This window comes from Quadrisphaera sp. DVD1 (genome assembly GCF_058932755.1).
Genome location: NZ_JBZYWI010000036.1, coordinates 1 through 24,850, shown reverse-complemented (window position 1 = coordinate 24,850; position 24,850 = coordinate 1). Strand labels below are relative to the sequence as shown.

General features: G+C 75.5%; 22 protein-coding genes and 1 pseudogene. 12 read left to right on the top strand and 11 right to left on the bottom strand.

What is annotated here, in order from left to right:
- Window positions 1-216 precede the first annotated feature (216 nt).
- From AC5FZL_RS06350 to AC5FZL_RS06340, 3 genes are all read left to right on the top strand, one after another.
- Window positions 217-357 carry an Rv0909 family putative TA system antitoxin gene (locus AC5FZL_RS06350; protein ID WP_493617723.1) on the top strand — a complete coding sequence of 47 codons (141 nt, stop codon included), beginning with the start codon at window positions 217-219 and terminating at the stop codon, window positions 355-357.
- 102 nt (window positions 358-459) lie between these two features.
- Window positions 460-1,581, top strand: coding sequence for an LLM class flavin-dependent oxidoreductase (locus AC5FZL_RS06345; protein WP_493617722.1), 1,122 nt, complete (start codon window positions 460-462; stop codon window positions 1,579-1,581).
- Window positions 1,574-2,059: a MarR family winged helix-turn-helix transcriptional regulator gene (locus tag AC5FZL_RS06340; RefSeq protein ID WP_493617721.1), complete on the top strand. Its 486-nt coding sequence runs from the start codon at window positions 1,574-1,576 to the stop codon at window positions 2,057-2,059. The genes AC5FZL_RS06345 and AC5FZL_RS06340 overlap by 8 nt, the downstream gene beginning before the upstream one ends.
- A gap of 4 nt (window positions 2,060-2,063) precedes the next feature.
- Here the strand turns inward: AC5FZL_RS06340 and AC5FZL_RS06335 are convergent, their stop codons facing one another.
- The 7 genes from AC5FZL_RS06335 to AC5FZL_RS06305 form a co-directional block, all read right to left on the bottom strand.
- Window positions 2,064-3,587, bottom strand: coding sequence for a mannitol dehydrogenase family protein (locus tag AC5FZL_RS06335; protein WP_493617720.1), 1,524 nt, complete (start codon window positions 3,585-3,587; stop codon window positions 2,064-2,066).
- Complete coding sequence (locus tag AC5FZL_RS06330) at window positions 3,584-4,876, bottom strand: AGE family epimerase/isomerase (RefSeq protein WP_493617719.1); 1,293 nt, start codon at window positions 4,874-4,876, stop codon at window positions 3,584-3,586. The genes AC5FZL_RS06335 and AC5FZL_RS06330 overlap by 4 nt, the downstream gene beginning before the upstream one ends.
- Window positions 4,866-5,804, bottom strand: coding sequence for an ABC transporter permease (locus AC5FZL_RS06325; protein ID WP_493617718.1), 939 nt, complete (start codon window positions 5,802-5,804; stop codon window positions 4,866-4,868). The genes AC5FZL_RS06330 and AC5FZL_RS06325 overlap by 11 nt, the downstream gene beginning before the upstream one ends.
- Entirely contained in the window at window positions 5,804-6,733 is a 930-nt protein-coding gene (locus AC5FZL_RS06320; protein WP_493617717.1) for an ABC transporter permease, read from the bottom strand. Before AC5FZL_RS06320 ends, AC5FZL_RS06325 begins: the two co-directional genes overlap by 1 nt.
- Window positions 6,730-7,872 carry an ABC transporter ATP-binding protein gene (locus AC5FZL_RS06315; protein ID WP_493617716.1) on the bottom strand — a complete coding sequence of 381 codons (1,143 nt, stop codon included), beginning with the start codon at window positions 7,870-7,872 and terminating at the stop codon, window positions 6,730-6,732. The genes AC5FZL_RS06320 and AC5FZL_RS06315 overlap by 4 nt, the downstream gene beginning before the upstream one ends.
- Before the next feature lie 2 nt (window positions 7,873-7,874).
- Window positions 7,875-9,107 (bottom strand): extracellular solute-binding protein, encoded by a 1,233-nt coding sequence (locus AC5FZL_RS06310; RefSeq protein ID WP_493617715.1) that lies wholly within the window; start codon window positions 9,105-9,107, stop codon window positions 7,875-7,877.
- Window positions 9,108-9,218: 111 nt separating this feature from the next.
- Window positions 9,219-10,214 carry a LacI family DNA-binding transcriptional regulator gene (locus AC5FZL_RS06305; RefSeq protein WP_493617714.1) on the bottom strand — a complete coding sequence of 332 codons (996 nt, stop codon included), beginning with the start codon at window positions 10,212-10,214 and terminating at the stop codon, window positions 9,219-9,221.
- A gap of 232 nt (window positions 10,215-10,446) precedes the next feature.
- On the opposite strand from AC5FZL_RS06305, the gene uxaC reads away from it, so the two are divergent.
- From uxaC to AC5FZL_RS06275, 6 genes are read left to right on the top strand one after another with little or no spacing between them, the layout of a single operon-like run.
- Complete coding sequence (gene uxaC / locus AC5FZL_RS06300; RefSeq protein WP_493617713.1) at window positions 10,447-11,904, top strand: glucuronate isomerase; 1,458 nt, start codon at window positions 10,447-10,449, stop codon at window positions 11,902-11,904.
- Entirely contained in the window at window positions 11,901-13,130 is a 1,230-nt protein-coding gene (gene manD / locus AC5FZL_RS06295; RefSeq protein ID WP_493617712.1) for a D-mannonate dehydratase ManD, read from the top strand. The genes uxaC and manD overlap by 4 nt, the downstream gene beginning before the upstream one ends.
- Window positions 13,120-13,764, top strand: a complete 645-nt coding sequence (eda, locus tag AC5FZL_RS06290) for a bifunctional 4-hydroxy-2-oxoglutarate aldolase/2-dehydro-3-deoxy-phosphogluconate aldolase (protein ID WP_493617711.1) — start codon at window positions 13,120-13,122, stop codon at window positions 13,762-13,764. The genes manD and eda overlap by 11 nt, the downstream gene beginning before the upstream one ends.
- The gene (locus tag AC5FZL_RS06285) at window positions 13,761-14,846 is read left to right on the top strand and encodes a sugar kinase (protein ID WP_493617710.1); all 1,086 of its coding nucleotides are present in this window, start codon (window positions 13,761-13,763) and stop codon (window positions 14,844-14,846) included. The genes eda and AC5FZL_RS06285 overlap by 4 nt, the downstream gene beginning before the upstream one ends.
- The gene (locus tag AC5FZL_RS06280) at window positions 14,833-16,398 is read left to right on the top strand and encodes a UxaA family hydrolase (protein ID WP_493617709.1); all 1,566 of its coding nucleotides are present in this window, start codon (window positions 14,833-14,835) and stop codon (window positions 16,396-16,398) included. Before AC5FZL_RS06285 ends, AC5FZL_RS06280 begins: the two co-directional genes overlap by 14 nt.
- A 9-nt stretch (window positions 16,399-16,407) precedes the next feature.
- On the top strand, window positions 16,408-16,878 hold the full coding sequence (locus AC5FZL_RS06275) for an NUDIX hydrolase (protein WP_493617708.1): 471 nt from the start codon (window positions 16,408-16,410) through the stop codon (window positions 16,876-16,878).
- A 20-nt stretch (window positions 16,879-16,898) separates the two neighbouring features.
- On the opposite strand, the gene AC5FZL_RS06270 is transcribed toward AC5FZL_RS06275, so the two are convergent.
- Together AC5FZL_RS06270 and AC5FZL_RS06265 are read right to left on the bottom strand one after the other, a co-directional pair.
- Window positions 16,899-18,401: an SIR2 family protein gene (locus AC5FZL_RS06270; protein ID WP_493617707.1), complete on the bottom strand. Its 1,503-nt coding sequence runs from the start codon at window positions 18,399-18,401 to the stop codon at window positions 16,899-16,901.
- Between the two features lie 10 nt (window positions 18,402-18,411).
- Window positions 18,412-19,317 (bottom strand): DMT family transporter, encoded by a 906-nt coding sequence (locus AC5FZL_RS06265; RefSeq protein WP_493617706.1) that lies wholly within the window; start codon window positions 19,315-19,317, stop codon window positions 18,412-18,414.
- A gap of 170 nt (window positions 19,318-19,487) precedes the next feature.
- On the opposite strand from AC5FZL_RS06265, the gene AC5FZL_RS06260 reads away from it, so the two are divergent.
- Window positions 19,488-20,993 (top strand): MFS transporter, encoded by a 1,506-nt coding sequence (locus tag AC5FZL_RS06260; RefSeq protein ID WP_493617705.1) that lies wholly within the window; start codon window positions 19,488-19,490, stop codon window positions 20,991-20,993.
- Between the two features lie 98 nt (window positions 20,994-21,091).
- Entirely contained in the window at window positions 21,092-22,531 is a 1,440-nt protein-coding gene (locus AC5FZL_RS06255; protein WP_493617704.1) for an HNH endonuclease signature motif containing protein, read from the top strand.
- Window positions 22,532-22,574: 43 nt separating this feature from the next.
- Here the strand turns inward: AC5FZL_RS06255 and AC5FZL_RS06250 are convergent, their stop codons facing one another.
- Both AC5FZL_RS06250 and AC5FZL_RS06245 read right to left on the bottom strand, forming a co-directional pair.
- Window positions 22,575-23,087, bottom strand: coding sequence for an Hsp20/alpha crystallin family protein (locus AC5FZL_RS06250; protein ID WP_493617703.1), 513 nt, complete (start codon window positions 23,085-23,087; stop codon window positions 22,575-22,577).
- Between the two features lie 166 nt (window positions 23,088-23,253).
- A complete protein-coding gene (locus AC5FZL_RS06245) occupies window positions 23,254-23,994 on the bottom strand; it encodes a polyphosphate kinase 2 family protein (RefSeq protein WP_493617702.1) in 741 nt (246 codons plus the stop codon).
- 518 nt (window positions 23,995-24,512) lie between these two features.
- Between AC5FZL_RS06245 and AC5FZL_RS06240 the strand changes: the two are divergent.
- Window positions 24,513-24,850 (top strand): annotated as a pseudogene (locus AC5FZL_RS06240) (hypothetical protein); the annotation flags it as partial.

Sequence of the window (24,850 nt, the reverse complement as noted above, 5' to 3'; positions counted from 1 at the left end):
GGTCGGCGTCGCGCTGCTGCTCCTCGTGCTGGCGCAGGTGCACGAGGGCGACGCCGCGGCGTCCCTGCCCGAGCCCTCGGCCCTGGTGGCGCCGGCGCCCTGACCGCGGCGTGGGCGGGCGATCACGGGCGGTCAGGTCGAGACTGCTCGTGGGACAGGAGCCCCTGCCCCGGCGCCGGCCCGCCCGGCGCCTCGACCTGCAGCAGGAGGACCACGATGGGCCTGGACGACATGAAGGAGAAGGCGAGCGACGCCGGCATCCAGAAGGCCGGCGACGCCGCTGAGTCCAAGACCGGCGGCAAGGGCGGCGGCGCGATCGACAAGGGCGAGAAGGCCGCCGACGAGAAGATCGGCTAGGGACCCTCGCGCTCGGCGGGCGCCGCCCGGGAACACGCGGCCGGCGCCCGCCGTTGACGCCCTCGTCCATGCAGATGCATGGAGTTCAGATGAGGAGCGGTCATGCAGTTCGGGATCTTCAGCGTCGGGGACGTCACTCCGGACCCGACCACGGGGCGCGCGCCGACCGAGGGCGAGCGCATCCAGGCGATGATGACGATCGCCGAGCACGCCGAGCAGGCGGGCCTCGACGTCTTCGCCACCGGCGAGCACCACAACCCGCCGTTCGTTCCCTCCTCGCCGACGACGATGCTCGGCTACCTGGCGGGCCGCACGAAGACGATCACCCTGTCGACCTCCACGACGCTCATCACCACGAACGACCCGGTGAAGATCGCCGAGGACTACGCGATGCTCCAGCACCTGGCCGGCGGCCGGATGGACCTCATGCTCGGTCGCGGCAACACCGCGCCCGTCTACCCCTGGTTCGGCCAGGACCAGCGCAACGGCGTCGCGCTGACCGTGGAGCACTACCAGCTGCTGCGCCGCCTGTGGGACGAGGACGTCGTCGACTGGGAGGGCCGCTTCCGCACCCCGCTGCGCGGCTTCACCTCGACCCCGCGGCCCCTCGACGGCGTCGCCCCGTTCGTCTGGCACGGCTCGATCCGCACCCCTGAGGTGGCCGAGATCGCCGCGTACTTCGGCGACGGCTACTTCGCCAACAACATCTTCTGGCCCAAGGAGCACTACATCCAGCTGATCGACCTCTACCGCCAGCGCTTCGAGCACTACGGGCACGGGCGCGCGGACCAGGCGATCGTCGGTCTGGGCGGGCAGGTGTTCATGCGGGCGAACAGCCAGGACGCCGTGCGGGAGTTCCGGCCGTACTTCGACAGCGCCCCGGTGTACGGCCACGGGCCCTCGCTGGAGGACTTCAGCGCCCAGACGCCGCTGACCGTCGGCTCGCCGGCGGAGGTGGTGGAGAAGACGCTGACCTTCCAGGAGTTCTTCGGCGACTACCAGCGCCAGCTGTTCCTCGTCGACCACGCCGGGCTGCCGCTCAAGACCGTGCTCGAGCAGATCGACCTGCTCGGCGAGCAGGTCGTGCCGGTGCTGCGCGCCGAGCTGGAGTCGCGGCGCCCGGCCCACGTGCCGAGCGACCCGCCCAGCCACGCCTCCCGGGTGGCGGCCCGGGACGCGGCCGCCGCGGCGCAGGCCGACGAGCGCGCGACGGCCGGTGCCTGAGCACCCCGCTCCCCCTGCGGGCAGCGCCTCCTCCGCCGCGGTCGCGGCGTGGGAGGCGCTGTTCCGCGCCCAGGCCGCCCTCGTGCGCCGCTTCGCCGCGGACGACGTGTGGGGGCCGATCAGCCTCCGCGAGTACGACGTCCTCTACGTCCTCAGCCGCTGCCCGGACCGGCGGGCCCGCCTCGGCGTGCTCACGCAGGAGGTGCTGCTCCCCCAGCCCTCGCTGAGCCGGGTCGTGGAGCGCCTGGAGACCAAGGGGCTCGTGGCCCGCGAGCCCGACCCCGGCGACCGCCGGGGCGTGCTCGTGAGCCTCACCGGCGCCGGCGTGGCGCTGCAGCGCGACGTCGGGCGCCGTCACGCCGCGAGCATCGCCGGGCACCTCGGCGCCGCCCTCGACGTCGACCAGCTGGAGGCGCTGCGGGCGCTGTGCACCGCGGTCCTCGACGCGACCCCGCCGGAGCCTCCGCGCGAGCGCTGAGCCCTCACCTCCGGACGGCGGCCTGCAGCTCCCGCACGTGCGCGGCGACCGCGCCGCGGAACCGGTCGTCGTCGGCGACCCGCGCGGGGAAGACCGCCCGCAGGGCCAGCATGCGGTCGGCCAGGCCCGCGGACGGGCCGGCCGCCGCGGCCCGCAGGTCGTCCGCCAGCGGGTCGTCGAGGGGCAGCTCGGCGCCGTCGGCCGAGCGGCCGCGGGCGACGAAGACCATCCACGCGGCGACCGCGAGCGCCGCGGCGTCGGGCACCGCGCCGGCGTCCAGGCGGTCGGCGACGGTGCCGACCAGCCGGAACGGCAGCTTCTGCGACCCGTCCATGGCCACCTGCGCCGTGGTGTGCCCCAGGGCGGGGTTGGCGAAGCGCTCGAAGACGCTGTCGCGGTAGTCGGCGAGGTCGAGCCCGGGCGGCGCGGTGAGGCTGGGGATGACGTCCTCGTCGAGCAGCGCCCGGGCGGCTGCGGCCAGGCGCTCGTCGGTGACGGCCTCGGCGATGGTGGCGTGCCCGGCCAGGGCCCCGAGGTAGGCCAGCAGCGAGTGGGTGGCGTTGAGCATCCGCAGCTTGACCTGCTCGTAGGGCGCCACGTCGTCGGTGAGCAGCGCGCCGGCGCGCTCCCAGGCGGGGCGGGGGCCGGCGAAGCGGTCCTGCACGACCCACTGGGTGAAGGGCTCGGCAACCACGAGGCCGGCGTCGGTGAGCCCCAGCAGCCCGGCGGCCTGCGCGCGGGCGCCGTCGGTGGTGGCCGGGGCGATCCGGTCGACCATCGTGGAGGGGAAGCAGACCTGCTCGCCGAGCCAGGCCAGGAACGCGGTGCGCGCGCCGACGCCGTCGCCGGCGGTGCCGGCCGCGGCCAGGGAGCGCACGAGGCGGGCGGTGACGCGGCCGTTGTCGACCATGTTGTCGCAGGGCACGACGCTCAGCGGGGCGCCGCCGGCGCGGAACCGGTGCACGAGCCCGCGGGTGAGCAGCCCGACCGGCGTGCGCGAGGGCGCGTCCCCGTCCTCCCCGCCCAGGGCGCGGGCGACGATCTCCGCGTCGGCGGCCACGGCCGGGCTCGTGAGGTCGGCGCCGCCGTCCGCCGCCCGGGCGTACCCCTTCTCGGTGATGGTCAGGGTGACCACGTGCGTGGTGGGCGACGCCAGGGCCGCGAGCACGCGGAGGGACTCCTGCGCCGGCCACGCGACGTCGCGCACGGAGCCGACCAGGCGCAGGGAGGTCTCGCGCGCGCCGCGGGTGAGCACCCCGTACAGGCCGTCCTGGGGGCGCAGCTGCTCGACCACGGCGGCGCTGCGGCCGGTCACCCCGAGGATCCCCCAGCCGTCGTCGCCCGTGGCCGCCGCGGCGTCCTCGGTGAAGACGGCCTGGTGGGCGCGGTGGAAGGCGCCGATGCCCAGGTGCACGACGCCCGTGCGCAGCGACCGGGGGTCGACGGCGGGGCCGGTGACGCCGTCCGGGAGGCCGCCGGAGGCGATCCGCGCCTCGAGGGCGGCCAGCGAGAGGCGGGGGTGGGTCACGAGGGCTCCTGGAGGGGGAGGGCGGCGGCCAGCTGCACGGCCAGGCCCGGGCCCAGCGGCACGCGCGGCAGGAGGGTCGCCTGCACGGCGTGGTACAGGTCGGCCTTGCCGGGGCGGATGGTGGCGGCGGGGCGGTTGGCCCGGTCCAGCTCGTGGTGCCAGGAGCCGTCGCGCGCGTCCACGAGGTGCTCCTGCGCGTACGCCCACCACGTGCGCCACCAGCGTCCGTAGGCGGGGTCGCCGGTGACCTGCTCCAGCGCGCACGCCGCACCGAGCGCCTCGCACAGCACCCAGTGCAGCCGCTGGCGCACGACCGGCGCGCCCTCCCAGTCGACGGTGAAGACGAAGCCCGGTGCGCCGTCCACGGCCCAGCCCTCTCGCACGGCGGCCTCGAAGAGCGCCGCGGCGGCCTCCAGCCACGCGTCGCGCGAGCCCTCCGCGCCAGCCGCCCCGACGGGCGCGGCCCCGGCCACCTCGGCGAGGGCCGCGCGCACCTGGAGCACGAGGCGGCTCCACTCCATCCAGTGCCCGACCGTGGCCCCGTAGGGCTGGAACGGGTCGTCCGGGCGGTCGCGGTGGTGCTCGAGCAGGGGGCGCCAGGCGGGGTCGAAGTGCTCGGGGAGCCGCCAGGAGCGCTCGGCGGCGAAGCCCAGGACGCGCTCGGTCATCCGGGCGGCCCGCTGCGCCCAGCGCGGCTCGCGGGTGGTCGCCCACGCCGCCAGGTACGCCTCGACGGTGTGCATCACGGCGTTGACGCCGCGGTAGGGGTCGAGCCGGGTGAACGCGCGGTCCCAGGTCTCCACGACCATGCCGGCGTCCTCGTCCCAGAACCGCTGCTCGGACACGGCGAGCGCCTGCTCGAGCAGCTCGGCCGCGCCGGGGCGGCCGGCGGTGGTCGCGCTGGCCGCGGCGAGGACGACGAAGGCGTGGGGGTAGGCGCCCTTGCGGTCGTCCGCCACCCGTCCGCCCGAGACGGCGGTGAACCAGCCGCCGTGCTCGCGGTCGGCGAAGCGGCCGGCCAGGGCGGCGAGCCCGTGGTCGGCCAGCGCGGCGCTGCCGGGGTGGCCCAGCAGCGCGCCGAGCGCGTGCACGTGGGTCATCCGGCAGGTCACGTACAGCGGTGGCGCCACCCCGGGAGTGGGACGGCCCGAGGCGTCGAGCCAGGCGAAGCCGCCCTCCGGCAGCGCCGCCGCGTGCCCGAAGGACAGCAGCCGCTCCGTCTCCGCGGCCAGCGCCCGGTGGAGCGCGACGTCGTCCGCGAGGGCGGGGAGGGTGGTCTCAGTCTTCACGGGCGTCCTTGACCCGGGCGACGAGCTGCGTCGGGTTCACGAACCGCAGCGCGACCACGAGGATCACGACCATCGTCGCGGTGTAGACCACGCCCATCGCCGAGACCAGCTGGCGGGCCTCCCCACCGCCGGAGGCGGTCATCGCCCGGTAGATCGCGACGACGAGGGTGTCCGAGGACGGCCCGGAGACGAGGTAGGTCAGCTCGAACATCCCGACCGTGCGCACGAGGACGAGGATCGAGGCGGCGAGGATCCCGGGCACGAGCAGCGGGGCCAGGATCCGGGTGAAGACCCGGCGCATGTCGGCCCCGCACATCCGGGCGGCGTTCTCGATCGAGGGGTTGATCTGCTCGATGAACGGCGTCATCGTCATGATCACGAACGGCACCGACGGCACGAGGTTGACGAGGACGACCGCCGTCAGCGAGCGCCCGAGCCCCAGGTTGTACATCACCGTGGCCAGCGGGATGCCGAAGGTGATCGGGGGCATGAGCACCGGCAGCAGGAACAGCAGGGTGACCACGCGCTTGAGCGGGAAGTCACGGCGGGCCAGCACGTAGGCCGCCGGCACGCCGATCACCACCGAGGCCACCACGACGATGACCGAGACCGCCAGGGTCACGCCGATCACCTGGGTGAGGCCGAACCGGCTCCAGGCCCCGGAGTACCAGTCGGTGGTGAACTCGTCGGGCAGCCAGGTGTCGAACCAGGGCCGGCCGAAGGAGTCCACGAGGACGCTGGTGATGATGCCGACGAGGAAGACGAAGAAGGCGGCGATCCCGGCCCAGACGAACCAGGTGCTCGGCGCCGCGGCCAGGGAGCGCTCCCCCGGCGCGCGGTCGCCCTCGCCCCGGCGCGGCGCCGGCGGGCCGGGGGCCCGTGGCGGCTGCGCGGAGACCTCGGTGCTCAGGACGGCGTTCGTGGTCATCAGCCCTTGCCTCCGGTCGAGCCCTTGTACATGAAGGACCGCCAGGCCAGGACGAGCGCGATGACGACGAGCTCGACGACGCCCATCATGATCGCGATCGTGGAGGCCATCGGGTAGTCGTTCTGCTCGCCGAAGGCCCGGTAGGCCATCAGCGACATCACGCGCGTGCCGCCCATCGCGTCGCCGACGAGGCGGGCGGAGGGGAAGACGCTGAACGCCAGGACGAACGTGAGGATGAACGTCGTGGCCAGGCCCGGGGCCAGCAGCGGGAGGGTGATCCGCCGGAAGCGCTGGCGCCAGTCCGCCCCGAGGGTCCTGGCCGCCGCCTCCAGGGACGGGTCGATCCCCGACAGGTAGGAGGAGATCAGCAGGAAGGCGAACGGGAAGCCGGAGATGATCAGCGAGGCCAGGACGCCCCAGTAGTTCATCACCAGGGTGAGCGGCTCGTCGATGACGCCGAGGCCGAGCAGGGTGCGGTTCACCCAGCCCTGGCGGCCGAGGAAGATCAGCATCCCCTGGGCGGTGAGGACGGTGCCCAGGGTGATCGGCAGCACGAGCAGCGTCGTCAGGAGCCGCTTGCCGCGGAAGCGCCCCCGCAGCTTGTAGGCCAGCGGCACGGAGGCGAGCACGTTGAACAGCGCCGCCGGCAGCGCCAGGCGCATCGTCAGCCACACCGACTCGTAGAGGAACGGGTCGCCGAAGAACGCCTCGTAGTTGGCCAGCGGCCCCGACCCCCAGGTGAGCTGGGTCAGCGCGGACGGCTGGAAGGTCAGCCCGATGCCGTAGGTGAACGGGTAGACGAACAGCGCGAGGGCGAAGAGCAGCGCCGGCACGAGCAGGAGCAGGCCCTTGTCGATCCCGCGCTCGGCCAGCCGGTGGCGCAGGCTCGCCGTGCTCCTCGGCCGCGGCGCCGCCTGCTGCGCGCTCATCCCCGGGCCCCGGCGAGCGTGCGCACCGCCGGCGCGGGCGCGGGTGCGTCCTCGACCGCCAGCGGGTAGGCCAGCGCGCGGCCGGCGTCGATGGTCAGCTCCACGCCGGCGCCGGTCGCGGGGGCGTGGTCGGAGTGCACGTGCAGCAGCCGGCCGTCAGCGGTGACGGCGCCCACGGCGAACTCGCGCCCGTGGTACTCCACGACCGCCACGGACGCGGGCACCGAGTTGCCGTCGCGCACCGGCACGGCGGGCGAGGCCACCACGAGGTCCTCGGGGCGGGCGGCGACCCGCACCCGCTGCCCCACCGCCACGGGACCGACGGCCGTGGCGCGCAGGCTCAGGCCGCCGCCGCTGGCGCGCACCGTGGCGCCCTCCACGGCCACCACCTCCAGGTCGAGGAGGTTGCGGTAGCCCATGAAGTCGGCCACGTGCCAGTTGGCGGGGTGGTCGTGAAGCTGCGCCGGCGTCCCCACCTGCTGCACCCGCCCCTCGCGGAGCACGACGAGGCGGTCGGCCATCGACAGGGCCTCCTCCTGGTCGTGCGTGACGTAGACGGTCGTCAGCCCGAGGGACTGGTGCAGGCTGCGGATCTCCGTGCGCATGTCCAGGCGCAGCTTGGCGTCGAGGTTGGACAGCGGCTCGTCCATGAGGACCAGCCGCGGCTCCAGGACCACGGCGCGGGCGATCGCCACCCGCTGCTGCTGGCCGCCGGAGAGCTGGCCGGGCAGCTTCTTCGCGTGCTGCTCGAGCTTGACCAGCGCCACGGCCTCCGCGACCCGCCGGGTCACCTCGGCCCTGGGCAGGCGGCGCATCTGCAGCCCGAAGGCGATGTTCTTCTCCACGCTGAGGTGCGGGAAGAGCGCGTAGTTCTGGAAGACCATCCCGAACCCGCGGCTCTCCGAGGGCAGGGTGTCCACCCGCTGGCCGTCGATGAGGATCTGCCCGTCCGTCAGCGGGAGCAGCCCGGCCAGGCAGTTCAGCGCGGTGGACTTGCCGCAGCCGGAGGGTCCGAGCAGGGCGATGAACTCCCCCGAGCGGATGGTCAGGTCCAGCCCGTCGAGGGCGGTGTGCCCCCCGAACCGGCGTCCGACGCCCCGCAGCTCCAGGGTCTCGAACGGTGTCGCGGCGATCGCCATGCTCAGCTCCCCTCGAACTTGCCGGCCCCGACCTCGCGGTCCCAGATGTCGAAGGCGGCGACCACGCCCGCGGCGTCCAGCTGGGTCTCGATCGGGTTGTCCTGGATGGCCTGGTCGTACCAGTCGCGGCCGAACTGCTCGATCAGCGTCTGGGTCTCCTCCGAGGCCATGTCGAGGGTGGAGTCCTCGATCGCCGGGCCGGGGTAGAGGTACCCGGTCTCGTAGGCCTTCGCGTTCTGCTCCGGGGTCAGCGCGTCCTGGAGCATGAGGAGGATCGCCGAGGTCTTGTCCGCCGACAGGCCCTTGGGGATGGCGGCGAAGTGCGCGTCGCTGATGAAGGTGAAGTCGTCCATCGGGGCGACCTCGAGGGTGGCGGGGGCGCGCCCGGCGGCGCGCGGCTCGATGTCCCAGCCCATGGTCATCGGCGTCAGCGACCACGTGCCGTCAGCCATGTTGGTGACCACCTGGCCGGTGCCGGTCGGGTAGTTGTCGACGTACTGGCCGAGCTCCTCCAGGTACGCCCACGTCTTGTCCCACCCGTCCACCGGGTCCTTGGGGTCGGCGTCGCCGAGGAGGTAGGGCAGGCCCTGCAGCCAGGTGCGCCCGGGGCCGCTGTTGGCCGGGCGGGCGTAGCCGAAGCGGCCGGGGTTGGCCTTGGCCCACTCCAGGACCTCCTGCGGGGAGGAGGGCACGTCGGCCTCGGCGACCTGGTCGGGGTTGTACTGCAGGAGCGGGCCGCCGGGGGTGTACGTCAGGACGACGCCGTAGCCCTCGGCCAGGCCCTGCATGGCCTCGGCGCCGGAGGAGTAGCCCTCCTGGTTGTCCAGGCGGTCGCCGTACTCGTCGACGACCGGGACCCACAGGTCCTCGGCGATGCCCGAGGACAGGCCGTCGTTGCCGGTGAGCACCAGGTCGATCGAGAGGCTGCCGCTGTCGACCTGGGGCTTGATCGTGCCGACGACGTCGGGGGCTCCGCCGCTCTCCCAGGTGATGGAGGAGATGACGTCCGGGTTCTCCTGGGCGAAGGACTCGAAGGCCGAGTGCGTGATCCGCTGGGCCCCGGCGACGTCGAGGATGTGGATGTCGACGGGCTCGGACGGCGTCTCGGGCACGTCGCTGGCCTCGGTCGGCGCCGGACCGGCACCGGGGGCCTCCGGCGCGGCGCAGGAGGCGAGGGTCAGGCCGGCCAGGGCGAGGCCGGCGGCTGCCAGGCGGAGGCGGTGGGGAGTGCGCATCAGGTGTCCTCCTCGAGGAGTGCGCAGGACGTCGTCGTCCGTGCGGTGCTGCGGTGGTGCGGTGGTGCGGTGGTGCGGGTGGGTCGTGGTGGTGCGGGTCGGTCGGTCGGGTCAGTGGCGCTCGGGCGGGACGCCGGTGGACTGGCGCACGACCAGCTCCACCGGGAGCTCGGTGGAGGTCGCCGCCCGGGCCGAGGCCGGGTCGACGAGCCCCAGGAGCAGGTCCACCCCGGCCCGCCCCGCGGCGACCAGGGGCAGGCCGATGGTGGTCAGCGCCGGGCTCACCAGCGCGGCGACGGGCACGTCGTCGATGCCCATCACGCTGAGGTCGTCCGGCACGCGCACCCCTCGCTGCCCCAGCCGGGCGAGGAGCCCCAGGGCGACGAGGTCGTTGTAGGCCAGCACCGCGGTGGCGCCGCTGGCCACCGCGAGGTCCGCCGCGGCGGTCCCCCCGGAGGAGTAGGGCTGGAAGTTGCCGAGCTCGACCAGCTCGGTGTCCGGGTGCGCCCCGCACGCCAGCCGCAGCGCGGCGACCCGCTGGGCCTCCGACCACGAGGTGCGGGGCCCACCGGCGTAGGCGATGCGCCGGTGTCCCAGGGCGCGCAGGTGGTCCACCGCGAGGCGGACGCCGTCGGCGTTGGCCACCGTGATCGCGGGCAGGTCACCGGTGCGGCGGTTGACCAGCACCAGCGTGCACTCGCCCGACAGGTCCTCGATCTCGGCGTCGGAGGTCCGCGGCGAGCACAGGAGCAGCCCGTCGACCTGCTTGGCCAGGTTGCGCACCAGCTCCGCCTCCAGCGCGGGGTCCTCGTCGGAGTCCGCGACGAAGACGGCGTAGCCGGCGGCGCGGGCGCGGCTCTGCACGCCCTTGGTGACCGAGGCGAAGAAGGGGTTCTCGAGGTCGGGGACGACGAGGCCGAGGTTGCCGGTGCGCCCGGTGATGAGGCCGCGGGCGGCGGTGTTGGGGCGGTACCCCAGCTCGCGGGCCACCTGCAGCACCCGGGCGCGGGTGCCGGCCGAGACCATCTGCGGAGCGGACAGGGCGCGCGAGACCGTCGCCGGGGAGACCCCGGCGGCGCGGGCGACGTCGCGGACGGTCACGCTCACAGCGACACCTCCTCGTCCGCTCCCCGCCACGGCTCCGTGGCGTGGCGCACATCCTGCAAACGGTTGTAGGACTGTGTCAACACCCTGGCGCGACGAGCTCTCCTCCTGTCCGACCTGAGCCGCTTGCGCCGCATGTGTCCTGGTCAGGGCGTTGGTCCTTGCGCTCGGCAGCGCGGTCGGCGCATGATGCTGGCTCGCACGTCGACGCATTCTGTTTCAACGAGGAGGCAGCGTGACGCGTCCTGAGAAGTGGACCCTGCACCCCGACAGGGCCCTTCCCGCCGACCCCACCACCCGGGCCCTGGCCCGGGAGGTCTACGCCGCCACGGCTGGGCTCCCGGTGGTGTCCATGCACGGCCACGTCGAGGCCTCCGTCCTCGACCAGGACACCCCGTTCGGCGACCCCGCCGAGCTGTTCGTCATCCCCGACCACTACCTCGTGCGGATGCTCGTCTCCCAGGGCGTGCCGATGCAGGACCTCGGGGTGCCCACCGCGCACCCGGTCCCCGGCACCCGCGTCGAGACCGACCACCGCGAGGTCTGGCGCCGCTTCTGCGCGCACTGGCACCTCTTCCGCGGCACCCCGACCCGGTACTGGCTGGAGCACGAGCTGGTCGAGGTCTTCGGCGTCGACCAGCGCCCGTCCGCCGAGACCGCCGACGCCCTCTACGACCAGCTGAGCGAGTCCCTGGCGCGTCCGGAGTTCAGGCCGCGCGCGCTCATGGACTCCTTCGGCATCGAGGTGCTGGCCACCACCGACGCTGCGGTCTCGGACCTGTCCGCCCACGCGTCGCTGGCCGCGCAGGGCTGGGGCGAGCGCGTCCTGCCCACCTTCCGCCCCGACGCGCTGCTGCACGTGGACCGCCCCGCCTGGCGGCGCGACGTCGAGCTGCTGTCCGAGCGGGCGGACGTGGCGGTCACCGGGTACGCGAGCCTGCTCGAGGCGCTGCGCGCCCGGCGCGCCGCGTTCCTGGCCGCCGGGGCCCGGGCCACCGACCACGGCCACCTCAGCGCCGACACCACCCCGCTGCCGACCGCCGACGCGGAGCGGATCGTCGCCGAGGCCCTGCGCGGCAGCGTCAGCGCCGCCGACGCGCAGGCGCTCTCCGGGCACCTGCTCTTCGAGATGGCGCGCATGTCCCGCGACGACGGCCTGGTGATGCAGCTGCACCCCGGCGTCCTGCGCGACCACTCCCCCGACGTCGCGGCGGCCTTCGGCAGCGACCGCGGCTACGACATCCCGGTGGGGGTCGAGTTCACCCGCGGCCTGCGGCCGCTGCTGGAGGCGTTCGGCAACGACCCGGACCTGCGGCTGGTCGTCTTCACCGTCGACGAGACCGTGTACTCCCGCGAGCTCGCCCCGCTGGCCGGCGTGTACCCGGCGATGAAGCTGGGCGCCCCGTGGTGGTTCCTCGACAGCCCCGACGGGATGCGCCGCTTCCGCGAGCTGGTGACCGAGACGGCCGGCTTCGCGAACACCACCGGCTTCGTCGACGACACCCGGGCGTTCGCCTCCATCCCGGCCCGGCACGACCTGGCCCGCCGGGTCGACGCCGGGTACCTGGCCCGGCTCGTCGCCGAGCACCGCCTCGACCTCGACGAGGCGGTGGACACCGCGGTGGACCTGGCCTACCGGCTGCCGCTGGCCGCCTACGCCCCGCGCCGGTCCTCGGCGCAGGCCGCGGCGTGAGGATCGCCCGCGCGGAGGTCCTGGTCACCAGCCCCGGCCGCAACTTCGTCACCCTCAAGCTCACCACCGACGACGGGCTCGTGGGCTGGGGCGACGGCACGGTCAACGGCCGGGAGCTGGCGGTGGCCAGCTACCTGCGCGACCACGTCGCCCCCCTGCTGGTCGGCCGGGACGCGCACCGGATCGAGGACACCTGGCAGCTCCTCCACCGCGGCGCGTACTGGCGCCGCGGGCCGATCACCATGGCCGCGATCGCCGCGGTCGACGTCGCCCTGTGGGACCTCAAGGGCAAGGCGACCGGGCTGCCCGTCTACCAGCTGCTCGGCGGCGCGAGCCGCCGCGGCTGCCTGGCCTACGGCCACGCCTCGGGCAGCTCCCTGCCGGCGCTCTTCGACTCCATCCACAACCACCTCGAGCTCGGGTTCCGCGCGATCCGGGTGCAGACCGGCGTCCCAGGCCTCGAGAAGGTCTACGGCGTGGGCGCCGACCAGGCCCGGGGGCAGCGCTACGACTACGAGCCGGCCGGGCGCACCGCGCTGCCGGTCGAGGAGGCCTGGGACACCGGCGCCTACCTGCGCCACATCCCGACGGTCTTCGAGGCGGTGCGCGCCGAGGTCGGCCCGGAGCTGCCGCTGCTGCACGACGCCCACCACCGGCTGACGCCGAACGAGGCCGCGCAGCTCGGCCGGTCCCTGGAGCCCTACGACCTGTTCTGGCTCGAGGACCCCACGCCCGGGGAGAACCAGGAGGGCCTGCGGCGGGTGCGCTCGCAGACCACCACGCCGCTCGCGATCGGCGAGGTGTTCAACAGCGTCTGGGACTACCAGACCCTCATCACCGAGCAGCTCATCGACTACGTGCGCTCCTCGGTGACCCACGCGGGGGGCCTCACGGCGATGAGGAAGCTGCTCGACCTCGCCGCCCTCTACTCGATCAGGTCCGGCCTGCACGGGCCGACGGACATCTCCCCGGTCGGGATGGCCGCCGCGCTGCACCTGGGGCTGGCGATCCACAACTTCGGCATCCAGGAGCACATGGCCCACTCGGCCACGACCCTGGAGGTCTTCCGCACGAGCTTCACGTTCGCGGACGGCCTCCTGCACCCCGGAGACGCCCCGGGCCTGGGGGTCGAGCTCGACGAGGCCGCGGCCGCGCGCTTCGAGTACGTGCCGGCGTACCTGCCGGTGAACAGGCTGCTGCGAGACGGGACGGTCCATGACTGGTGACGCGACGGGTGATGTGAGGACGGCGCTGGGGCTCCACCGCCTGGTGCCGGTGGTGGTGCTCGACGACGCGGCGCACGCCGCGCCGCTGGGCGCCGCGCTGCGCGCCGGGGGCCTGCCGGTGGCCGAGGTGACGTTCCGGACGCCGGCCGCGGCCGACGCGATCCGGGCGATGACCGAGGCCGGCGACGTGCTCGTCGGCGCCGGCACCGTGCTGAGCGCCGCGCAGGTCGACCAGGCCGTGGACGCCGGCGCGCGGTTCGTCGTCTCCCCCGGCTTCAGCCGCGCCGTGGTCGAGCGCTGCGCGGAGCACGGCGTCCCGGCGCTGCCCGGGGTGGTCACCCCCACCGAGGTGATCGCGGCCCTCGACGCGGGCCTGGACCTCGTGAAGTTCTTCCCCGCGGGCACCAGCGGCGGGGCCGCGGCCGTCGCGGCGCTGGCCGCCCCGTTCGCGGGCGTGCAGTTCGTGCCCACCGGCGGGATCAGCGCCCAGGACGCCGGGGACTACCTCGCGCTGCCCAGCGTCCTGGCGGTCGGCGGCAGCTGGATGGTGCCCCGGGCGCTGGTGCGCGCCGGCGACTTCGCCGCCGTGACCGAGCTGAGCGCCGCCGCCGTGGCCGCGGTGGCCGCCCGATGAGCCCGCTCGCGCTGCGCCCCGCGGACGAGTGCCGCTACGACCTCGTGGCCCTGGGCGAGGTGATGCTGCGCCTGGACCCCGGCGAGGGCCGGGTGCGCACCGCGCGGACCTTCACGGCGTGGGAGGGCGGCGGGGAGTACAACGTGGCGCGCACGCTGAGCCGCACCTTCGGCCTGCGCACCGCCGTGGTCACCGCCCTGGCCGACAACGAGGTCGGGCGCCTGGTGGAGGGCCTGGTCCTCGCCGGCGGCGTCGACGCCTCGCTGGTCCGCTGGGTGCCCTACGACGGCGTGGGGCGCGCCGCCCGCAACGGCCTGAACTTCACCGAGCGCGGCTTCGGGGTGCGCGCGGGCGTGGGCACCTCCGACCGCGGGCACACCGCGGTCAGCCAGATGCGGCCCGGGGAGGTCGACTGGGACGCCCTGTTCGGCGGCGCAGGCGTGCGCTGGCTGCACACCGGCGGGATCTTCGCCGGGCTCAGCGAGAGCACCGCGGAGGTGGCCCTCGAGGCGGTCGCCGCCGCCCGGCGCCACGGCACGGTCGTCTCCTACGACCCGAACTACCGCCCGAGCCTGTGGACCGCCGTCGGCGGGCGGGCGCGGGCCGCGGAGGTCAACGCCCGGATCGCCGAGCACGTCGACGTGATGATCGGCAACGAGGCCGACCTCGCCGGCGCCGCTGCGGCGCCCGCTGCGGGCTCCGGTGACGACGACGCGCTGGCCGCCATGGTCGAGCGGATGTCCGCGGCGCACCCGCAGTTCTCCGTGATCGCCACGACCCTGCGCACCGTGCACAGCGCGAGCCTCAACGACTGGGGGGCCGCGGCCTGGTCCCCCGGCACCGGGCTGCTGCGCGCGACCCACCGCGAGCGCCTGGAGGTGCTGGACCGGGTCGGGGGCGGGGACGCCTTCGTGGCCGGCCTGGCCTCCGCGCTGCTGGAGGGCGAGGACCTGCCGGCGGCGCTGGAGCGCGGCGCCGCGTCGGGGGCCCTGGCCATGACGACCGCCGGCGACGCCTCGATGGCCAGCCGCGACGAGGTGCTGGCCCTGGCCAGCGGAGGGAGCGCCCATGTCCAGCGCTGACGCGCCGGCCCCCGAGGGGCCCGTGCTCGACCTGTCCGCGTGCGCGCTGCTGCTGCGCGCCGAGGACGACGTCGCGGTCGCCACCCAGGACCTGCCGCCCGGCACCCGGGTGCGGACGGCGTCCGGGGAGCTCGTGGTCGGCGCCCTGGTGCCGCGCGGGCACAAGCTGGCCGTGCGGCCGGTCGCCGCCGGGAGCCCCGTGCGCAAGTACGGCCAGTCGATCGGGCGGGCCACGGTCGACGTGCGCGCCGGGGACCACGTGCACTCGCACAACCTCGCGATGGACGACGCGGAGCGCGAGCACGAGTTCGGCACCGCGCGCGTGGTGCTGCCGCCACCGGCCGCGCCGCGCACCTTCGCCGGCTACCGGCGCGCGGACGGCCGGGTCGGCACGCGCAACTACATCGGCGTCCTGACGTCGGTGAACTGCTCGGCCAGCACCGCGAAGATGGTCGCCGCCCAGTTCACCGGCGCGGCCCTGGCGGCCTTCCCGCACGTGGACGGCGTCATGGCGCTGACCCACTCCAGCGGGTGCGGGCTCGTGCCGGGCAGCCAGGGGGCCGACGTCCTCGTGCGCACCCTGCGCGGCTACGCCCGCCACCCCAACATCGCCGGGCTGCTCGTGCTGGGGCTCGGGTGCGAGATGGTGCCGGTGACCTCGCTGGTGGAGGGCCTCGGCGTGCCCGAGGACACCCTCGTGAAGACGCTCGTCATCCAGGACAGCGGCGGGGTGCGCGCCACCGTGCGGGCCGGCGTCGCGGCGATCACGGAGATGCTCCCGGTGCTCGAGGCCCGCCGGCGCGAGGACGTCCCGGTCAGCGAGCTGGTCCTCGGGCTGAACTGCGGCGGGTCGGACGGCTACTCCGGGATCACCGCCAACCCCGCCCTGGGGCGCGCCTCGGACCTGCTCGTCGCCGCCGGCGGCACCTCGGTGCTGGCCGAGACCCCCGAGGTCTTCGGCGCCGAGCACCTGCTCACGCGGCGCGCGGTCTCGGAGGAGGTCGGACGCCGGCTCCTGCAGCGCCTGGACTGGTGGCAGGACTACGCGCGCGCCGGCGGCGGCACCCTGGACAACAACCCGTCCCCGGGCAACAAGGCCGGCGGCCTCACGACGATCCTCGAGAAGTCCCTCGGCGCGGTCGCCAAGGGCGGCCAGGCCGACCTCGCGGCGGTCTACGAGTACGCCGAGCCGATCACCGAGCGCGGCTTCGTGTTCATGGACACCCCCGGGTACGACCCCGTCTCGGTCACCGGGATCGTCGCGGGCGGCGCGAACGTCGTCGTCTTCACCACCGGTCGCGGCTCCGTCTTCGGCGCCAAGCCGGTGCCGTCGGTGAAGGTGTCGACCAACAGCGAGCTCGCCCGGAAGATGCCCGAGGACGTCGACCTGGACGCCGGCCGGATCGTCGAGGGCACCGCGACCCTCGAGGAGGTCGGGGACGAGCTGTTCGACAAGATCATCGCCGTGGCGTCGGGCGAGCAGACCGTCAGCGAGGAGCTCGACATCGGCCAGGAGGAGTTCGTGCCCTGGCAGCTGGGAACGGTCACCTAGCCTGGGGGCGTGCCGGTCCCCGCCTTCATCACGTCCCTGCGCGCCCGGATCGGCCACGACCTGCTGTGGCTGCCGGGCGTCACGGCCGTGGTCCTCGACGACGCCGGGCGCGTGCTGCTCGGCCAGCGCGCCGACACGGGGCGGTGGGCGCTGCCCAGCGGCATCCCCGAGCCGGGCGAGGAGCTGGGCGAGGCGTGCGCGCGCGAGGTGGCCGAGGAGACCGGCGTCACGGTCGTCCTCGACCGCCTGCTGCGCGTGGGGACCCAGCCGGTGCTGACGTACCCCAACGGCGACCGCTGCCAGTTCGTCGACCACGTCTTCGCCGGCCGCGCGGTGTCCGGCACCGCCCACGTCGCCGACGACGAGTCGCTGGCGGTGGGCTGGTTCGCCCCCGACGCCCTGCCGGACGGCGTCCGCGCCGCCCAGGTCGACGACGTCCGGCACGCGCTGGCGCCGGTGGGCCCGACGCTGTTCCGCTGAGCCCGCTCAGCTGAGCGGGCTCACCCGAGCGCGCCCGCGCCGCGCCGGCGGGCGCCGTGGTCGTCGAGCTCGGCGGCCAGCGCCCGCCACGGCTCCCGGGGGGCCAGACCGGCGGCGAGCTCGCGGGCTCGCCGGGCCGTGGCGGTGTCCTCGTCGTCCAGCAGCGCCTCGAAGCGCTCGTCGAGCACCCAGGAGGCGTCCGTGGTGGCGAGGGCGACGAGCACGTCGAGGAAGACGTCGAGCGCGCGGGCGCGCTGGGCCAGGTCGTCGCCGGGCATCGCGACCCAGTCCAGCTCCCCGCTCCACAGCCGTCGGCGGGCGCCGGGCGCCTCGACGTCGAGGACGGTGCCGAACGGCTCCCCACCGCCGCCGTGCTCGCCGCGGAACTGCGCCACCTCGTGGGTCAGGCGCAGCACCGTGTCGTCGGTGAGCGAGGCGCCGACGACGAGGAGGTGGCGGGTGAGCATCATCGCCTCGAGCACCGAGGCCATCGGCCGGGCCAGGGCGTCGTAGCGCACGAAGTCCCGGCGGGCCAGGACGATGGACTCCGGGTGCTCGACGTCGCCGTTGAGCTTGAGCAGCCACCGCTCGCGCCCGCGCGGGCTCTGCCAGGGCATCACCGCCAGCGGCACGGCAGCCGCCTGCGCCGCCAGCTCGAAGCACGGGTCGTAGTTCGTCGTGGCGGCCTCGGTGCAGCCGAGCGCCACGAGCAGCGCGTGGCCGAGGGCGTGGTGCTCGGCGCGGGAGCGCTCGGCCACCACGTGGCCGAAGCGGTCCCCCAGCACGCGGCGCAGCAGCTCGCCCTGGTCCAGGGGCGCCAGGCCCTCGAGGGCGGCGGCGGGCAGGTCGGTGCCCTCGGCCTCCAGGCCCTCCTCCAGGCAGGCGCGCAGCAGCTCGGCCCAGCTCGGCAGGCCCGCGGGGATGCTCACCCCGGCGCCGAAGAACAGCGCGAGCTCCCCGGCGCGCGCCCGCTCGGCGAGCGCGGTGGCGGCCTCCAGCAGGTCCGGCGGCAGCAGCCAGCGCTCGTCGCGGCGGCGCAGGTGCTGCACCGCGCCGTGGACGGCGGGGTCGGGGGTGACGAAGGCGATGTCGACCGGGTGCGCGGCGACGACCTCGGCGGCGACGTCGAGCAGCCCGGCGACCACCGCGCCGCGGTCGTCCCCGAAGCCGCCGGCGCCGATGCCGACCACCGGCAGCACGACCAGGGGCAGCAGGCGGTCCGCGCTGGGCCGCACCCGCTCGGCTATCTCGGTGAGCACCCCGCGCACGCCGTCGAGCAGCCACGGCAGGTCCGCGCCCTCGCGGCGGGCGACGTCGAGGAACCACAGCCGCTCGTCGCGGCGCACCCAGCGCGCGGAGCCCTGCGCCCAGCCCGGCGGCGGGTCGAGGCGCTCGACGTCCGCGCCGACGAGCGGGCGCCAGGTGGCCGAGACGTCGAGGCCCGGGCCGGTGGGGACGACGGCCGCCTGGGCGCGCAGCACCTCGATCCGGCCGTGCACCGCGAAGACGTGCCCCTGGTCCACCCGGGCCACGCTACGGCGAGGTCGGCACCACGGCTCGCTCGCCGACGGGGGCGGGCGCCGGGCGCCGGCGCGTGACGAGCACGGACCCGGCGAGCACGAGCGCGAAGCCCAGCACGGTCCACAGCGTCACCGGCTCGCCGAGCACCAGGGCGCCCGCGGCCACGGCGACCACGGGGTTGAGGTAGACGACGCTGGTGGCCCGGACCGGCCCGAGGTCGCGCACGAGGGCGAAGAGCAGGAGGAACGCCGCCGCGGTGCAGACCACCGCCAGCCCCACCACCGAGGCCACGACCCGGCCCGAGGGCAGCGCCGAGGGCCAGGTGCCGGCCAGCGCCACCACGGGCAGGTACACCAGCGCCGAGACGGTCAGGGAGACGGCCACCACGCCGAGGCCGGGCAGGTCCGAGAGCCAGCGGTCGAGCACCGCGGCCCCGACGGCGTAGCCGAGCACCACGACCCCCAGCTCGGCCACCGCGCCGAGGTCGGACCCGGAGACGTCGAGGCCGACCAGGGCCGCGACGCCGAGGGTCCCCAGCAGGACGCCGGCCCAGCCCGCCGCCCCCAGGTGCTCGGCGCGCCCGGAGGCGAAGGCCACGAGCAGCCCCACCAGCGGCACGGCGGCGATGAGCAGGCCGGTCGTGGAGCTGGGCAGCGACTGCTCGGCGCGGTTGATGAACAGCCAGGGCAGCACGATCTCGGCGACCGTGTAGGCGAGGACCGGCCGCCACCGGCGCAGGACGGGCGCCACCTGCCCGCGCGCGAGCGCCAGCGGCAGCATGAGCACGGCGGCCAGGCCGGTGCGGGCGAGCACCAGCGCGGACGGCGACAGCTCCCCCACCGCCACCTTGATGAGCAGGTACGGGACGCCCCAGGCCAGGCCGAGGGCGGCGAACATCCAGGCAGCGCGACGGCTCACGGGGACATCCTGGCGGACGCCGTCCCGCCACCTGGACGACCGCCGGCGTTCGGCCCCGCGCACCTCCGACCGATACTCTGCGACCTCCGCTGCCGTCGTCGGGCACCTCCGGCGCACCGGTGGGGGCCCGCGTCCGGCGCGTCCGTCCCGCGCTCCCACGAGAGGCCCCCGTGCCCGCATCCTCCGACGCCTCGGCGTCCACGCTCGACGTCCCACCCGGCTCACCGGCCGACGCCGCCAAGGCCCACGACCGCCGCTGGTGGGCGCTCGTCGTCATCGCCCTCGCCCAGCTGATGGTCGTCCTCGACGCGACGATCGTGAACATCGCCCTGCCCCGGGCGCAGGCCGACCTCGGCATCTCCGACGCGGACCGCGCGTGGGTGGTGACCTCCTACGCCCTGGCCTTCGGGTCCCTGCTGCTGCTCGGCGGGCGGATCGCCGACTACTGGGGCCGCAAGCGCACCTTCCTCACGGGCATGGCCGGCTTCGCCGTCGCCTCGGCGATCGGCGGCCTCGCGCAGAGCACCTGGGAGCTGTTCGCCGCCCGCGCCCTGCAGGGCGTCTTCGCCGCGCTGCTGGCCCCGGCCGCCCTCGCGCTGCTGACGATCACCTTCCCCTCCGGGCGCGAGCGCGGGACGGCCTTCGCGGTCTTCGGCACCATCGCCGGCGGCGGCGCCGCCGTGGGCCTGGTGCTGGGCGGCGTCCTCACCGAGTACGCCTCGTGGCGCTGGTGCCTGCTCGTCAACATCCCGATCGCGCTGGTCGGGATGGCCGCCGCGGTGCCGCTGCTCCGCGAGTCGCGGGCCACGGGCAGCACGCGCTACGACTGGCCCGGCGTGGTCCTCGTCGCGCTCGGCCTCGGCTCGCTCGTCTACGGCTTCACGCGCGCCGAGGACGGCTGGAGCGAGCCGTCGGCCTGGGGCCTCATCGTGGTCGGCCTGGTGCTCCTCGTGGCGTTCGTCGCCGTGGAGCGCCGCGTGGCCAACCCCCTGCTGCCGCTGCGGGTGCCGCTGCACCGCGATCGCGGTGCCGCCTACCTCGCGGCCCTGCTGACCGGCGCCACCCTCCTCGGCGGGCTGCTGTTCCTGACGTTCTACTTCCAGATCGTCCTGGGCTACTCGCCGATCCGGGCCGGGGTGGCCTCGCTGCCGCTGACCGCCGCGATCATGGTGACGGCGCCCAACGTCGCGCGGGTCATGCCGCGCACCGGGCCGCGCCCGCTCATGGTGATCGGCTCGGTCCTGGGCGCGCTCGGGCTGTTCTGGCTGACCCAGATCTCGCCGGACGGCGGCTTCGCGCTGCACGTGCTGCCCGGTGTGCTCGTGCTCGGGGCGGGCCTCGCGTTCCTCTTCGTGCCGCTGCAGAACACCGCGCTGGTCGGCGTCGGGAACCACGACGCCGGCGTGGCCAGCGCCCTGGTCAACGCCTGCCAGCAGATCGGTGGCTCGCTGGGGACCGCCGTGTTCAGCACGATCGCCCTCTCGGCGACCGAGTCGTTCGTGCCCTCCGGCGCGCCCGGTCCCGAGACCGGGATGCAGGCGCTGGTGGCGGGCTACTCGGCGGTCTTCTGGTGGGCCGGTGGGCTGACCTTGCTCATCGCCCCCCTGGCGTTCGTGCTGGTGCGCGCGCGCAAGGACGACGTGGCCGCGGTCGAGGGGCCGGTCCACGTCGGCTGAGCCCTCCCGGACCGACCCGCCGGGCCCGTCACCCTCCTGTCCGCAGGGAGGGCGGCGGGCCCGGCGGCGCGTCACCGGTCGGCGCTAGGTTCGTACGCGTGTTCGACGACGTGCCGCTGGGTCAGCACCCGGTGCTGGCTGCGCCCGCCGCTCTGGCGGCGGCCGCTGCCGCGGTGCTGGGGTCCTCCGGGCTGTCGCTCTCCCTCGCCGAGGTGCGGGCCGCGCTCGATGAGCTGGTCAGCGCCCAGGCCGCGGTGGATGCCGCCCGGCTGCACCTCGTGCGGATGGTGCTCGAGCGCGAGGGCAGCGGTGACCCCGAGGGCGCCTGCGTGCACTGGATGACCCACTCCCTGCGGATCGGGCGCGGACAGGCCCGCGCCGACGTGGCGGCGGCCCGAGCCCTCGACCCCGACGGCGGCGTCCTGCGCGGCCTCGGGGCGGCGCTGGCCGACGGCGAGGCGAGCCGCGAGCACGTCGACGTCGCGGTGCGGGCGCTGCGCCACCTGCCGACCGGGATGCTCGTCGAACGCCGCGAGGACGTCGACGCCCTGCTGACCGCACACGCCCGAGCCCTCTCCCCCGCCGACGCCCGAGCGCTGTCCCATCACCTGCTCGCCACCGTCGCCCCCGACGGGCTGGACCGGTTCGCCGACGACGCCCAGGAGCGGCGCTTCCTCGAGCACCACACCGACCGCACCGGCATGATCCGCACCACCGGCCAGCTCGACGCCGCCGGCGGAGCCCTCTGGACCGCCGTGCTGGACCACCTCGCCTCCGTCGACCGGCCTCCTCGCGACGAGGAGCCCGGCGACCAGGCCGCGCTGCCCCTGCTCGACCGGCGCACCCTGGCCCAGCGCCGCGCCGACGCGCAGGTCGAGATGGCCCGCCTGGCCGCGGCCGCGCTGAGGCTCACCGCGCCCGCCGCCGAGCCGCCCCGGGTCGTCGTCCACTGCACCCCCGAGCAGCTCGCCCACGCACCGGAGGCGGACGGCGGCGGCGCGCCAGGCCACGCCCACCCGGGCGCGGCGACCTGCGAGCAGACCGGGCCGATCAGCGCCCGCACCCTGCACCGCCACGCCTGCGACGCCGTCATCGAACGCGTCGTCCTCGACCGCGCCGGCGCCCTGGTCGGCCTGGAGTCCACCGGGCGCCTGGCCACCCGCGCCCAGCGCCGCGCTCTCGCCGCCCGCGACGGCGGCTGCACCTGGCCCGCCTGCTCCGCTCCCGCCACCTGGTGCGACGCCCACCACGTCATCTGGTGGTCGCGCGGCGGCCCCACCACGGTCGACAACCTCGTCCTGCTCTGCGGTCGCCACCACACCGAGATCCACGCCGAGCACTGGAACATCACCATGCTCGACGGCGTCCCCTGGTTCGTCCCACCACCGTGGGTCGACCCGCAGCAGGCTCCGGTGCGCAACACCCTGCACACCGCGATCGCCCGCACCCGTCGCGCCGGCCAGCGGCTGCTCCGCGGCGAGCAGCTCACCCTCGACGACCTCGCCCCGCCCGGCGCCGACCCACCCTCCGCGGCCTGACGCGCGCCGGGCCGGGGATCCCCCCGGCCCGGCGTCCTGCTGCTCAGGCGTCCTGGAGCTCGCGCCCCTCCTTCGCCGTGCCCTCGGACTGCACCGTGCCCTCCACGGTCTGCTGCCCGGCGCCGCCGAGCTGCGCCTGGGACTGGTCGTGGCGCACCTCGATGCGGCGCGGCTGCGCCGACCGTGCCACCGGGATGGTCAGCGACAGCACGCCGTCGCGGTACCCGGCCTGGATGTTCTCGGTGTCCAGCGCCTCGCCGACCTGCAGCTGGCGCGTGAAGCTGCCCTGCGAGCGCTCGGCCACCAGGACGTCGTCGTCGGACCCGTACTCGGGTCGGCGGTCGGCGCGGATGGTCAGCACGTTCCGCTCGCAGGTGATGTCGACGCTGCTGGGGTCCACCCCGGGCAGGTCGAGGGCCACGTGGTAGCCGTCCGCGGCCTGCCACACGTCCATCGGCATGCCCAGCGGCGTGCGCGTCCCCGACGCCAGCTGGCTCGCCAGGCGGTCCATCTGGCGGAACGGGTCCCCGAAGGGGTCGAAGCGCAGCACGCTCATCGTCTTCTCCTCTCGACCTCGTCGCAGGAGCGGGACGACCCCGGACCGTCCGGCCCGAGGGCCGACCCGCTCCGCAGCAGTGGCGGGTTGGTGCTCCAACCCGCCAGGAGCATTACCCACGCGGGGCCGCGTCCTAACCTCCTGCACCCACCAGCAGCGCGCCGCGTCAGCGACGGGAGGCGAGCGCCGCCTCAGCGGCGTCGGCCACGGTGGTCAGCACCTGCACGCGGGCCCAGCGCTTGTCCTCGGCGGCCACGACGTGCCACGGACCCGCCGGGTGGTCGGTGCGCTCGAGCATCTCCTCGACCGCCGCCTCGTAGTCGGGGCGCTTCTCGCGGTTGCGCCAGTCCTCGTCGGTGAGCTTCCACGCCTTGTAGGGGTCGCCGCGGCGCGCCTCGAAGCGGCGCAGCTGCTCCGTCGGGGAGAGGTGCATCCACAGCTTCACGAGCACCATCCCCTCGGCCGCGAGGCCGGCCTCCAGCTGGACGATCTCGTCGTAGGCGCGGCGCCAGGCCTCCTCCGGCGCGAGCTGCTCGACCCGCTCGACGAGCACCCGCCCGTACCAGGTGCGGTCGAGCACGGCCATCCCGCCCCAGCCGGGCAGCACCGGCCAGAAGCGCCAGAGGAAGTGGTGCCTCAGCTCGTCGTGCGTGGGGGCGGCGAACTGCGCCACGCGCACGTGGCGGGGGTCCAGCGGGGCGACGAGGCGCTTGATCGCGCCGCCCTTGCCCGAGGCGTCCCAGCCCTCGAAGAGCACGCACAGCGGGGGCCCGAGCTCTCCCGAGCCGATCTGCCCGCCGAGCTCCAGCCGCAGGCGCAGCAGCCGCTGCTGGGCCGCCGCCAGCTGGTCGGCCTCCTCGGCCTTGCTCAGGCGCTGGGTGAGGTCCACGGCGTCCAGGCGGCTCATGGCCCGAGCCTGGCAGCCGCGCGCTCGGCGCTGGTCGGCGCCGGCGGGAGGGGCGCCGAGGCGACCGGCTCCGGTGCGGCCGGCACCTCCGCCACCGGATCCGGGGCGGCGGCGACGTGCCCGATCGGCTCGGGCGCGGCCTGGGCCCTCCCCACCGGCACCGGGGCCGCCACCGGGGTCTGGGCCACGGGCTCCGGGACCGCGACCGGGAGCGCCGGCTGCGCAGCCGGTGCGGCGGGCCGCGACCCGGTCGTCGGTGCCGGCGGCCGCCTCAGCAGCCGGTCGAGGATCCCCATGTCGTCCCACCTCCCGCGCGGGCGCACGGCCCGGCTCGGGCGGCCGCGCTCTGCACCGTGCCCCGAGGATGCCGCAGCCGGGGGCGCCGCGGCGAGAGGACCGGCGCGATCACCGGACGGCCGATCTGTCCGTCATGTCGTCGCCTGCGCGTGTCCTCCCCGACGAGGGGCGCCGGGACGCATACCGTCCAGAGCGCACTGCGACGAGCCGAGGAGGCGAACATGGCACTGACCCAGCCGGTCGAGATCACAGGTGGGACCACCATCCCGATGCCGCGGACGGCGGGGCCCTCCGCGCCGTGGGCCGCCCCCGACCTGTCCCTGCTGCACCGCCCGACCGCCCCCGCCACGCCCCCGGCGGCCGCGCGCCGCCGTCGCCCGTGGGTGCGGATGACGCTGGCGCTGGTCGTGGCGCTGGGCCTCGGGGCCGGGACGGCGGCGTCCGTGACCGCGGGCCAGGTGCGCGCCGCCGAGCAGGACGCGCGCAGCGCCCACACCGCCCAGCAGGTCGCCGAGACCCGCGCGCAGGACGCCGTCCGCGACCTGGCGCAGGCCGAGGC

Excerpts from the sequence above, each read along its gene's own strand:
- AC5FZL_RS06350 (WP_493617723.1), top strand. The coding sequence starts at position 217 with ATGGGCCTGGACGACATGAAGGAGAAGGCGAGCGACGCCGGCATCCAG.
- AC5FZL_RS06345 (WP_493617722.1), top strand. The coding sequence starts at position 460 with ATGCAGTTCGGGATCTTCAGCGTCGGGGACGTCACTCCGGACCCGACC.
- AC5FZL_RS06325 (WP_493617718.1), bottom strand. The coding sequence starts at position 5,804 with ATGACCACGAACGCCGTCCTGAGCACCGAGGTCTCCGCGCAGCCGCCA.
- AC5FZL_RS06320 (WP_493617717.1), bottom strand. The coding sequence starts at position 6,733 with ATGAGCGCGCAGCAGGCGGCGCCGCGGCCGAGGAGCACGGCGAGCCTG.
- AC5FZL_RS06315 (WP_493617716.1), bottom strand. The coding sequence starts at position 7,872 with ATGGCGATCGCCGCGACACCGTTCGAGACCCTGGAGCTGCGGGGCGTC.
- AC5FZL_RS06310 (WP_493617715.1), bottom strand. The coding sequence starts at position 9,107 with ATGCGCACTCCCCACCGCCTCCGCCTGGCAGCCGCCGGCCTCGCCCTG.
- eda (WP_493617711.1), top strand. The coding sequence starts at position 13,120 with ATGACTGGTGACGCGACGGGTGATGTGAGGACGGCGCTGGGGCTCCAC.
- AC5FZL_RS06285 (WP_493617710.1), top strand. The coding sequence starts at position 13,761 with ATGAGCCCGCTCGCGCTGCGCCCCGCGGACGAGTGCCGCTACGACCTC.
- AC5FZL_RS06280 (WP_493617709.1), top strand. The coding sequence starts at position 14,833 with ATGTCCAGCGCTGACGCGCCGGCCCCCGAGGGGCCCGTGCTCGACCTG.
- AC5FZL_RS06250 (WP_493617703.1), bottom strand. The coding sequence starts at position 23,087 with ATGAGCGTGCTGCGCTTCGACCCCTTCGGGGACCCGTTCCGCCAGATG.
- AC5FZL_RS06245 (WP_493617702.1), bottom strand. The coding sequence starts at position 23,994 with ATGAGCCGCCTGGACGCCGTGGACCTCACCCAGCGCCTGAGCAAGGCC.